The following is a 9934-nucleotide window of genomic DNA, read 5'->3' as shown; positions in this document are numbered from 1 at the left end:
AACAACTACACGATGCCGTGTTATTGTCTTATGCGGTATTAATCCACCTTTCGGTGGGCTATCCCCCAATAGAAGGCAGGTTGCATACGCGTTACGCACCCGTGCGCCACTAACCCAGAAACCGAAGTCTCTGAATCCGTTCGACTTGCATGTATTAGGCCTGCCGCTAGCGTTCATCCTGAGCCAGGATCAAACTCTCCATTGTAATGAATTACTTCAAACAGCCGAAGCTGTTCATGTGTTCGTCCGACCCCGGCTTTCCTAAAATTACTCGCTCTCCCTGCGAAGGGAAAGGAGCTGACGCAGCTGATTTTCCAATCACCCGCGCGGTTTACCTTAAATTTTCTGTCTCAATCAATCTCTCAAAGAACGTAGTGAAGAACATCTTTCTTCCCTTGTGGCACCATCCGATGCCGGTGTTTCTCTCTCTTCCCCAAGGGCCTGTCGCCTTGTTTCCCGAAGCGGATGCAAAGGTAAGAACCTTTTCTCTCTTTGCAATAAAAAAGAAGAATTTATTTTCCTGTCTCTCTTTTCTTCCCCTTCCTTCTGAAGCGGGTTGCAAAGGTACGAAATGTTTCCCTTTCCGCAATACCCAAAGAGAAGTATTTTCTTCTCTTTCTCTCCTTCTTCTTTAGTCCGTGGGGCCCGTGTTAACAACCCCTCTTCCTGACCGCCTCCTGCCCAAACGGGATGCAAAGGTAAGAACTCTTTCCCGATTTGCAAGCAGCAGGGGAAGTTTTATTTCTCTGCGCTGCCCTCTCACCCTCTCTTGTCCCGTCCCTGCCGAACGGGGATGCAAAAGTAGTAATCTTTCCTTTATCCGCAAGCGGCTAGGCTGAAAAACCGCTTGTTTTTCCACGCCAGACTAGTTAAGTTCCTGAGGCTCTGTTAGGAAATTTTTTGAAGCCCTTTGAAGCCCTACGGCCTCACTTTTGCGGGCACTTGAGATTAACACCAATAGAGGACTTTGAAGTTCCTGAAGGAATGGGAAATTTTTTAAGCTTCTCCCTACAGCGCCCGCTGCTCAGGCACTAAAGAAAAACAACAATACAAGTCTTGGTAGTTTTCGTGCATTTCATTCTTTCTTTGGGCTTTCTCCTCTGGATTTACACTACCTATTTGTTTAACCTGAATAGCTAAAAGATGCAGACACAAAAAAGGCAGGAAGTAATCTTCCTGCCCCTCTTAACACGCTGCAGCTTTAAATTAACTGTTCTTCGGCTTCTTATACAGCGGCACTGTGCTGCAGGGTTCCCCATACATCAGGCTACTCGTTACAGGCAGCAGTTTTCTCATTACCTCTACATAAGCATAAGTAGGCACAGGTATGCTTCCGCAGCCTTTTATCACTACTTTCGCTTCTCTGTATTCTTCCGGATTAATATTGTCGATCGCCTCCTGCATCATTGCCTGCTCCAGCGCTTCCAAATCTCCGAACACATAATAGTTTGCATGATTCTGCAGCTTTGATGCCAACAGCATATATGCCCAGGTGGGAACAATGGCATCTGCACTACATATAATAGCCACATTTTTCCCGACGTACTGAGACCAATCGAATTCCTTTACGAACGCCCGAAAATCTTTCTCCTTCAGAATAAGCCCATGAAACAGGTTATCTTTTATATCATACACTACGCGCTCCCCCGGGTGCAACAGCTCCTCTAGGTTTAATGTTACCAGTGCGCTTTGCGCTACTTTATTTATCAACTCTGACATAGTTCTGTTTTATTTTGTGCTTTTCCCTGCACTTGTTATATAAACATCCTTTAGATAGAAGGGTTCATAATACGCCACATCTTCAAATGCTTTTTGCTCATACTTCTTTAGCGCCAGTTGTCCTATCGTTTTAGCTGATGGAAGTATGTCATCTATAAACAACGCATGTCCTGCATCTGTTACCAGATTTTTAAACTTCTGCGCACCACTTCCAAAGAAGAGAATAGGCTTATCCTTCAGCTTATCCTCATAAGTATGCTCCTCCAGCACCACCGGCTCTATTGGGCTCACCTCCTGAAGCATGCTGTCCAGCAGGCAGGTATACACTTCCATACGACGGGCATCCAGCATAGGGCAGAACAGGAAACGCCCCGGATCAGGAGTGGCGGCCACGACCTGCGCCGCCAACCCATAGAGTGTTGACACCTCCAGCAGCGGAATATCTAGCGAATAACACAGGCCCTTCGCCGTGGAAGAGCCAATCCGGAGCCCTGTATAAGAGCCTGGTCCTCCTGAAACAGCCACTGCATCTAACTCCTTTAAAGTCACTCCGCAATTCTCCACCAGTTGCGATATGATAACGGTGATGTGCGATGAATGCGATTTCTCTATCTGCAATTCCGAAGCACCTAATAGCTGCTGGTCTTTGAACAAGGCAATGGAACAAACAGTGGTAGAAGTTTCAAGTGCGAGTAAAAGTGGCATATTTTAAATATGATTTTCTGCAAAATTAGCGGAAAGCAACAAGTAACCAAAAATCTTCCCTGACCGTGTTTAGAATTAAAAAAGGGTGGCACATTACTGCACCACCCTCTCCTTTATTTTTAATACCTTAATTTCCTTTTAAATAGGAATTATATTTTTGCTGGTCATCCAATACTTGTTTTGCCATCAGGATATTTGGATCATCATCAAAAGTTGACTCAATGTATCCTTTCTGCAGATAGTAGCGAGAAGCAATTTCAGCCTCAAGCACCTCCATTATTTCTGATTTGAAACGCATCAAGTCGTTCGCTTTATTATGAGACACTTTCTTTTGGATTGCCTCCAGTTCTGCTTTGATATCATCATAGTGCTTGCCTTCTTTCGCTTTTTTGGCCACGTCTTCCAGTTCGCTTTCAATACCCGTGCGGTAAGAAACATCCTTATCTGCTAAGTAAGCCACAAAATCCTGGTATTCTTTGTCTGTCAGTTTAAACTCTTTAGCAGCCACAATGGCACCATGCTCGGCTTTATACTTGTTGGCATACTGAAAGTAATGACCTTTGGAAGCAATGGCTTTTGTAATATCTGAAAATGCCTGCTGTTCTACCTCCACATCAGGTCTTACCCCGCCACCATCATATACCACTCTCCCGTTCGCTGTTTTGAAAGCAACACGCAGCGAATCTGCAATTTTACCAACACTACCGTCTTCGTTGCGATGCGCATAGTCAATTGCCTGAATACAGCGGCCGCTCGGTATATAGTATTTAGCTGTTGTTACTTTTAGTTGAGAGTTGTAAGAAAGCGGGCGCGTAGCTTGCACCAGGCCTTTACCAAAGGTGCGCTCTCCCACCAGTACAGCCCGGTCGTAGTCCTGCATCACGCCTGCTACAATTTCAGAAGCGGAAGCACTTCGGGATGAGGTTAATATTACAAGTGGTACATCCTTATCCAACGGCTCATCCAGCGACTTATAGGTTTTGTTCCAATCCGTTACTTTGCCTTTGGTGCTTACAATATCTTTTCCTTTGTCCACGAATACATTCGAAATGTTTACCGCCTCATGCAGTAAACCACCCGGGTTGTCGCGTAAATCAAAGATAATCTTCTTAGCCCCCTGCTCTTTTAGTTTCTGCACTGCCATTCTCACCTCTTTCGAAGCATCCACCGTAAAGCCCGACAACTGGAAGTAGCCTGTTTCTTCGTCAATCATGCCAGCATACGACACATTCTCCACCATAATATTGGAGCGGGTAAGCTCTACTGTTCTGCCCTTCGTCTGTCCATAGCTTCGCACCTCTAATTTAACGGTCGTGTTTGCCTGCCCCTTCAGCATTTTGCTTACATCACCGGTAGACTTACCTGTAACGGATACGCCATTAATTTTCAGGATTTCATCGCCGATAACCAGGCCTGATTTATGGGCCGGGGAGTTTTCATAGGGCATCTGCACCACTACTTTTCCATCACGGCTACCGATAATAGCACCGATACCGCCATACTGACCAGTGGTCATGGTGCGGAAATCTTCAATATCGTCTTCGGGAATATAGTTGGTGTAGGGGTCCAGCGACTTGAGCATCGCGTCTATGCCGATACGCATCATCTGTGCCGGGGGCACATCATCTACGTAGTATGTATTTACCTCTTTAAATAAAGTGGCAAAGACATCAAGATTCTTAGCGATCTCGAAATAGCGGTCAGATTCAGACTTAAAAGAGAACAGACCAAGGCCCAGCGTACCGATTAGGAGGCCAGTTATATATTTCTTGTACATAATTTCAAGGTTAAGGACGTGGAGAGACTACTTAATCAAACAACGTTCCAAACCTGAAATTAGTTTTTTCTGAATAGAATCAAAGGACTTTTTTTCTTTACCAATATAGAGGATACCCAGAAGCTGCGGAGCCTGCGCTGGGTTCTGGTAAAGGATATGCTTATTCAGGCGGTATGCCTCCCGTATCTGCCGCTTCAGGCGGTTTCGATCGGTGGCGCGCTTAAAGTAGCGTTTAGAAACGGAAATAAGCACCTGCGGCTGGCCAGGAGGCGCATCTTGCGGTGCGTAGTACACAAACCGCAACGGGTATACATTAAAAGAAGAACCCTTGCTAAACAGCAGCGCGATGAGGCGCTTACTACACAAGCGTTCTTCTTTTGAAAATGTATAGAGAGTTGGCCGCTCTGCTTTATGTTCGCCTGCTGGCTCTACGTGCATCAGCGGAAACGACTAAGCGAAGCTATCCCCGTTAGGGACTAAGCCGCCTTATGTCTTTTTTCGTCAGAAACAGAAATTCTCTTTCTGCCTTTGGCTCTTCTGCTGGCCAATACTCTTCTACCGTTAGCGGTTTCCATTCTTGATCTGAAACCGTGCTTGTTTCTTCTTTTTCTCTGAGAAGGCTGGAATGTTCTTTTCATCGTATGCCAATGGTTTTATTATGGCCTGCAAAATTAGGCAACCTTTTGTAAATTAGCAATGTCAGTGGCCAACATTCTTCATAAAACTCTACCGAAATGCACTAAAACGGCGTTAAAGCAGCAACAGAGGATGTTTTTTTTAATGCACGACTACTTTTAAACATGATAAACTACCACATTTCGTACACAAATCCGCTCACGCACTTCGTCGACATCACCCTGACCATACCCCAGAACCGGCAACAGGAACTTTACCTGCAACTGCCTGCTTGGCGTCCCGGCCGTTATGAACTGCAGCATTTTGCTCAGAAACTTAGGGGTATCAGCGCCAGCGCCAACGGAGAACCTATACCTATAGGTAAAACAACAAGAGACCGCTGGCTGGTAAAAGCTGCCGGAACTGAAACAATAGAGATAAAGTACAGCTTCTTTGCGCGGCAAATGGATGCCGGCGGGTCGTGGCTGGATGAGGAGCAGCTGTACCTGAACCCTATCAATTGCCTGATGGCGGTGGAGGCGCGTGAGCAGGAGCCTTGTCAACTGCAACTCAGCATACCCACCGATTGGCAGATTGCCTGCGGCTTACCCGAGAAAGAAAAGCACATGCTGGAAGCTGCCAACTTCGACGCTCTTGTCGACAGCCCCTTGATAGCCAGCGGCAGCCTGAAGAAGGAAACTTTCGAGGTGAATAATATTCCCTTTTATATATGGGTACAAGGCGATTGCAAGCCGGGTTGGGAGAAGATAAAGCAGAACTTTGCCGCCTTCACAAAAGAGCAACTGGAGGTGTTCGGTGAATTTCCGGTGCCGGAATACCATTACCTGAACGAGATACTGCCCTATCGCTTCTACCACGGCGTGGAACACAGCCACTCCACCGTTATCACGCTAGGTCCGGGAGAGCTGCTGATGCAGCCGAGCCTGTACAAAGAGTTTATTGGGGTGAGTTCGCATGAGCTGTTTCATACCTGGAACATTAAGAAAATACGCCCTAAAGAGATGCTGCCTTACAACTTTGCACAAGAAAACTACTTTAGAGCGGGTTATGTGGCGGAAGGCATCACCACGTACTACGGCGACTATATGCTGGCACGTTCGGGTGTATTCACGGCAGCACAGTATTTCGAGGAGTTGAATACTACGCTGCAGCGCTACTTTGCAGACTACGGCCGCCACCACCTCTCCGTCGCCGACTCCTCCTTTGATTTGTGGCTGGATGGCTATAAACCTGGCATCCCCGACCGCAAAGTATCCATCTATATAAAAGGAGCGCTCACTGCCCTGCTGCTGGACCTGCAACTGCGCCAGGCAACACGCAGCACCGCCTCTCTTGACACGGTAATGCGCAAAATGTGGGAGAACTTCGGAAGAAGAGACGTGGGCTATACCGAGCAAGACTATGCGCAACTGGTGGATGAGGTAGCGGGTCAATCGTTCCGGTCTTATTTTGATGAGTACATAAATGGCACAGCGCCGCTTGAACCTGCTCTGGATGAAGCGCTTCGATTTGTTGGCTGCATGCTAAAAGAACAGGAAAACCCGCTGCTGCATGAAGGCAGGTATGGCTTCAAGGTATCCTCAGACCAAGTGGTGAAAGTAACGGCCGTTGCACCGGATGCTTCTGCCAGCAAGGTGCTCAGTATAGAGGATGAGCTGATAGCACTGAATGGTCGGAAGCTGGAGAACAACCTGCAGCAACTACTGTCACTAAAGCCTGTGGGGGTAGAATTGACCTTGTTTAGGGAGAAGCAACTGCGGGTAGTGCAGCTACAGCAAGATGAGAAAAGCTACTACAGCAAATTCACTATTGAAAAGCGCGCAGACGCCACTGCGGAGCAGAAGCAGCACTTTAAGCTGTGGCTGAAGCAGGACTTTTAGGAGAGAATTTGAACAGAGGATACAAGACAAAGACATATGTAGGAGAATGCAAAGAACTTGCTGAATCTACATCCTCATTACTGTCATCTCGACGATAGGAGAGATCTGTTTATGTTGTTGAGGTTTAGAAGGAGGATGAGACACAAAAACATCCATGCCATTTAATAAGCTAGGTGTGCTCTATTAGCATACAATGAAGATCTCTCCTATCGTCGAGATGACAAAAGAATGAAATGTCAGAAAAAGATATCCTTTGTCTTTTTGTTTAAAGGTTCTTTGTCTAATTAAACAGCAGCTTTAGGTAAAACGATGGCTGCTTGAGGCGCTCGCGCAGGTCGAGGTCGTTGAACATGCAGGAGATGGTTTCGGCTAAGGCTTTGTTTTTGGAGGCTTTGGCCGCTACCTGGTTGAAGAGCCAGGGGTAATGAAGCAACTGCTGCATCTTCCGGCTTAGTTTCAGCTCTTTCCAGAGGCGGTTGTATACGGCTGCGTCATACGCTTTCAAGAATGCGGCAGAGAAGTTTTGCTCCTGCAGGCATTGTGCCGCCTGCTCAGCTGCCCATCTTCCGCTGATCATGGCGTTACTAATGCCCTCGCCCGTAAATGGGTCAATGAGAGCGCCGGCATCACCCACCAGCATGTAATTATCGCCGGAGATGTTTCTTTTCTTTGACCCCAGTGGCAGGCCGTATCCTTTAATGTTGCCAATGAGTTGGGCGTTGACAAAACGCTTTTGCAGCTCCGGGTGCTCCTTTATCATGCGGAGCATTTCTTTTTTCAGGTTCACTTTCTTTTTGCTCACGGCACTGCTCAGCATGCCCACCCCTACGTTGGCGTGGCCGTTTGGCAGCGGGAAAATCCAGAAATAACCCGGCAGAAAATCTTTGAAGAAGTGAAGTTCGATAAAATTATCTTTATCCAGCGCTGCCACATCCTGGTAATAAGCACGCAAACCGGCACAGAAATGCTCCGGCTCCTGCTGCAGTTGGGCCACATGCCGCGCAAACCCCGACTGCGCTCCATTGGCAGCAATCAGCAGCTTTGCCTGTACCAGCGGCTGCCCGTCTTTGCCTGAAAGTATAAAGCTGCCATCCGGCTGCCGTTCATACTGCGTCAGTTCCACGCCCTCCCACAGTTGCACCTCCGGGCGCTGCCTTACCTGCTCAATCAGAAAGTTATCGAAATGGATACGCTTGGCTATATAACCTGCAGGAGAATCCTGCGCCTTGTTGTAATTATACTTAAACGGCACACTCAGTTGCTGCCCCCCAGGTGAGATAAAATGTATACCCCAGGATGGCAATTGCTCCTGCTGCTGGCTGAACAAAGCGGGCAGCTCCAGAGAAATGCGCCGCAGCTCATTTACTACTTTGCCACTCAGGGCGTCGCCGCAGACTTTATCGCGAGGGAAAGTGGCCTTGTCGACCAGGAGAGATGGGATGCCTTTGTTAGCTAAGTGCAGCGCTGCCGTTGCGCCTCCCGGGCCAGCCCCCAAAATACAGATATCAGTTTGGTACATGCAATATGGTATGAACAAAACGAAAGATAGAGATTTAAGGCCTGAGCTGCACACCCGGAAGCACAAAAAAAGAGGATAACCGCTTAGGCTATCCTCCTTCTATGTTTTCATAGTTGTTATTTTGCGCTTAATGCCTTACTTTTTGTCGTATGGCATGTTGTTACCGCCTTGTGCTAAGTTGCGGTTAGGATTCTGTACTTTAGAATCGTCAGTTTGTTGTATTTTCTTAGCAGGGTCAATGGCTACGTTTTCTGTATACCCTTCCTGCTGTCGTTTGTTTTCAATTTTCGAAGTAACGTTTTCTTCTGACTGTTTCTGCAGTCTCTCTTTATTATTATTTTTATCTTCGCTCATAGTCCTATCTCCTTGTGTTGTATACTTATTTATACGCCTTCTGCATACATTTCGTTACATTTTAGTAGAATTAACCTTCGTAGACCAACTTCATAAAATGCAAAAAGGGAGATAAAACCTCCCTTTCCCATACATATAAGCACTGCTAAACTACTGCAGCACAGTATCAAACTGCACCAGGTTCACAAACTGCTGCACACGGGCGTCAATCTCCTCCTGCGTCAGGTTTTTCAGGCGCTCTGTACCAAACTTTTCTACACAGAACGAAGCCAAAGCCGAACCATAGATAACCGCGCGCTTCATGTTATTAAAGCTGATATCGCCGGTGCTGGCAATATACCCAATGAAGCCTCCTGCAAAAGTATCGCCGGCTCCGGTTGGGTCGAACACTTCCTCTAAAGGCAGGGCTGGCGCAAAGAAAACTTTGTCTTCGTTGAACAACAGAGCACCGTGCTCGCCTTTTTTGATGATAAGGAACTTAGGCCCCATCGCCATGATAACTTTAGCTGCTTTTACTAAAGAGTACTCTCCGCTCAGTTGGCGTGCCTCTTCATCATTGATAGAAAGTACATCCACCAGTGCGATGGTTTCTTTCAGCGCATCCAGGGCAATGTCCATCCAGAAGTTCATGGTATCCATTACCACCAGTTTCGGGCGCTTGTTAAGACGCTCGATTACAGTTCGCTGCACCTGCGGGGCGAGGTTACCCAACATCAGGTACTCGCAGCCTTGGTAGCTCTCTGGAATAATCGGGTCGAAATCGCCCAGCACGTTCAGCTCTGTTACCAGCGTTTCGCGGCTGTTCATGTCGTTAAAATAGCGGCCAGACCAAAAGAATGACTTCTCGTTCTCCTTTACCTGCACGCCTTCGGTGCTGATGTTGCGCTGGTGCATCAACTGAATGTGGTCCTGGTCAAAATCACCGCCCACTACGGATACCACGTTCACAGGCTCCACGAAATAAGAAGCCGACAAAGAAATATATGTGGCTGCACCACCTACAATTTTATCTGTTTTCCCGAAGGGTGTCTCCAGCGCATCAAACGCCATCGAACCTACTACTACTAAGCTCATATTTTTTAATTGTTGGATTGTTGATTGTCTAATTGTTGAATGGCCTTGTTAATTCATACTTGAACTCAACAATTTAACCATGAAGCAATATAACCATTGAAATAAAAAAAGCCCTTGAAGTTAGCTTCAAGGGCTTGGGGTGGAAGATGGGGCTCGAACCCACGACCCCCAGAATCACAATCTGGTGCTCTAACCGACTGAGCTACAACCACCGTGTCTCGTTTGAGTGTGCAAATATACAGAGGAAATCATACAAAGCAATAACCTGAC

General features: G+C 47.0%; 10 protein-coding genes, 1 tRNA gene and 1 rRNA gene. 2 read left to right on the top strand and 10 right to left on the bottom strand.

Features of this window, described 5'->3' with window-relative positions:
• Nucleotides 1-205, bottom strand: a 16S ribosomal RNA gene (locus E1919_RS12280); the annotation flags it as partial.
• A 1-nt stretch (nt 206) separates the two neighbouring features.
• Here E1919_RS12280 and E1919_RS12275 point away from each other — a divergent pair.
• Nucleotides 207-635 (top strand): hypothetical protein, encoded by a 429-nt coding sequence (locus E1919_RS12275; protein WP_162053693.1) that lies wholly within the window; start codon nt 207-209, stop codon nt 633-635.
• A 571-nt stretch (nt 636-1206) separates the two neighbouring features.
• Here the strand turns inward: E1919_RS12275 and E1919_RS12270 are convergent.
• The 5 genes from E1919_RS12270 to rpmH all read right to left on the bottom strand — a co-directional run bounded on the left by E1919_RS12270 (nt 1207) and on the right by rpmH (nt 4839).
• Nucleotides 1207-1719, bottom strand: coding sequence for a DUF2480 family protein (locus tag E1919_RS12270; protein ID WP_162053692.1), 513 nt, complete (start codon nt 1717-1719; stop codon nt 1207-1209).
• Between the two features lie 9 nt (nt 1720-1728).
• Nucleotides 1729-2424, bottom strand: coding sequence for a tRNA (adenosine(37)-N6)-threonylcarbamoyltransferase complex dimerization subunit type 1 TsaB (gene tsaB, locus E1919_RS12265; RefSeq protein WP_162053691.1), 696 nt, complete (start codon nt 2422-2424; stop codon nt 1729-1731).
• A gap of 127 nt (nt 2425-2551) precedes the next feature.
• Nucleotides 2552-4201 carry a S41 family peptidase gene (locus E1919_RS12260; protein WP_162053690.1) on the bottom strand — a complete coding sequence of 550 codons (1650 nt, stop codon included), beginning with the start codon at nt 4199-4201 and terminating at the stop codon, nt 2552-2554.
• Nucleotides 4202-4228: 27 nt separating this feature from the next.
• Complete coding sequence (locus E1919_RS12255) at nt 4229-4639, bottom strand: ribonuclease P protein component (RefSeq protein WP_162053689.1); 411 nt, start codon at nt 4637-4639, stop codon at nt 4229-4231.
• A gap of 38 nt (nt 4640-4677) precedes the next feature.
• Nucleotides 4678-4839, bottom strand: coding sequence for a 50S ribosomal protein L34 (gene rpmH, locus E1919_RS12250; RefSeq protein ID WP_115566561.1), 162 nt, complete (start codon nt 4837-4839; stop codon nt 4678-4680).
• A gap of 162 nt (nt 4840-5001) precedes the next feature.
• On the opposite strand from rpmH, the gene E1919_RS12245 reads away from it, so the two are divergent.
• Nucleotides 5002-6717 (top strand): M61 family metallopeptidase, encoded by a 1716-nt coding sequence (locus E1919_RS12245; RefSeq protein WP_162053688.1) that lies wholly within the window; start codon nt 5002-5004, stop codon nt 6715-6717.
• A 280-nt stretch (nt 6718-6997) separates the two neighbouring features.
• Here the strand turns inward: E1919_RS12245 and E1919_RS12240 are convergent, their stop codons facing one another.
• The 4 genes from E1919_RS12240 to E1919_RS12225 form a co-directional block, all read right to left on the bottom strand.
• Nucleotides 6998-8236 carry an NAD(P)/FAD-dependent oxidoreductase gene (locus tag E1919_RS12240; protein ID WP_162053687.1) on the bottom strand — a complete coding sequence of 413 codons (1239 nt, stop codon included), beginning with the start codon at nt 8234-8236 and terminating at the stop codon, nt 6998-7000.
• Nucleotides 8237-8371: 135 nt separating this feature from the next.
• A complete protein-coding gene (locus E1919_RS12235; protein ID WP_162053543.1) occupies nt 8372-8590 on the bottom strand; it encodes a hypothetical protein in 219 nt (72 codons plus the stop codon).
• Nucleotides 8591-8740: 150 nt separating this feature from the next.
• The gene (locus E1919_RS12230) at nt 8741-9664 is read right to left on the bottom strand and encodes a PfkB family carbohydrate kinase (protein WP_162053686.1); all 924 of its coding nucleotides are present in this window, start codon (nt 9662-9664) and stop codon (nt 8741-8743) included.
• A gap of 135 nt (nt 9665-9799) precedes the next feature.
• A tRNA-His gene (locus tag E1919_RS12225) sits at nt 9800-9876 on the bottom strand.
• Nucleotides 9877-9934: the final 58 nt, after the last annotated feature.

The organism is Pontibacter pamirensis (genome assembly GCF_010015475.1).
Classification (GTDB): domain Bacteria; phylum Bacteroidota; class Bacteroidia; order Cytophagales; family Hymenobacteraceae; genus Pontibacter; species Pontibacter pamirensis.
The sequence above is the reverse complement of the archived record's forward strand: the minus strand, read 5'-3'. Positions and strand labels throughout refer to the sequence as shown.

Coding starts and splice junctions, on each gene's coding strand:
- E1919_RS12275 (WP_162053693.1), top strand. CDS start 207: ATGAATTACTTCAAACAGCCGAAGCTGTTCATGTGTTCGTCCGACCCC.
- E1919_RS12270 (WP_162053692.1), bottom strand. CDS start 1,719: ATGTCAGAGTTGATAAATAAAGTAGCGCAAAGCGCACTGGTAACATTA.
- tsaB (WP_162053691.1), bottom strand. CDS start 2,424: ATGCCACTTTTACTCGCACTTGAAACTTCTACCACTGTTTGTTCCATT.
- E1919_RS12260 (WP_162053690.1), bottom strand. CDS start 4,201: ATGTACAAGAAATATATAACTGGCCTCCTAATCGGTACGCTGGGCCTT.
- E1919_RS12255 (WP_162053689.1), bottom strand. CDS start 4,639: ATGCACGTAGAGCCAGCAGGCGAACATAAAGCAGAGCGGCCAACTCTC.
- rpmH (WP_115566561.1), bottom strand. CDS start 4,839: ATGAAAAGAACATTCCAGCCTTCTCAGAGAAAAAGAAGAAACAAGCAC.
- E1919_RS12245 (WP_162053688.1), top strand. CDS start 5,002: ATGATAAACTACCACATTTCGTACACAAATCCGCTCACGCACTTCGTC.
- E1919_RS12240 (WP_162053687.1), bottom strand. CDS start 8,236: ATGTACCAAACTGATATCTGTATTTTGGGGGCTGGCCCGGGAGGCGCA.
- E1919_RS12235 (WP_162053543.1), bottom strand. CDS start 8,590: ATGAGCGAAGATAAAAATAATAATAAAGAGAGACTGCAGAAACAGTCA.
- E1919_RS12230 (WP_162053686.1), bottom strand. CDS start 9,664: ATGAGCTTAGTAGTAGTAGGTTCGATGGCGTTTGATGCGCTGGAGACA.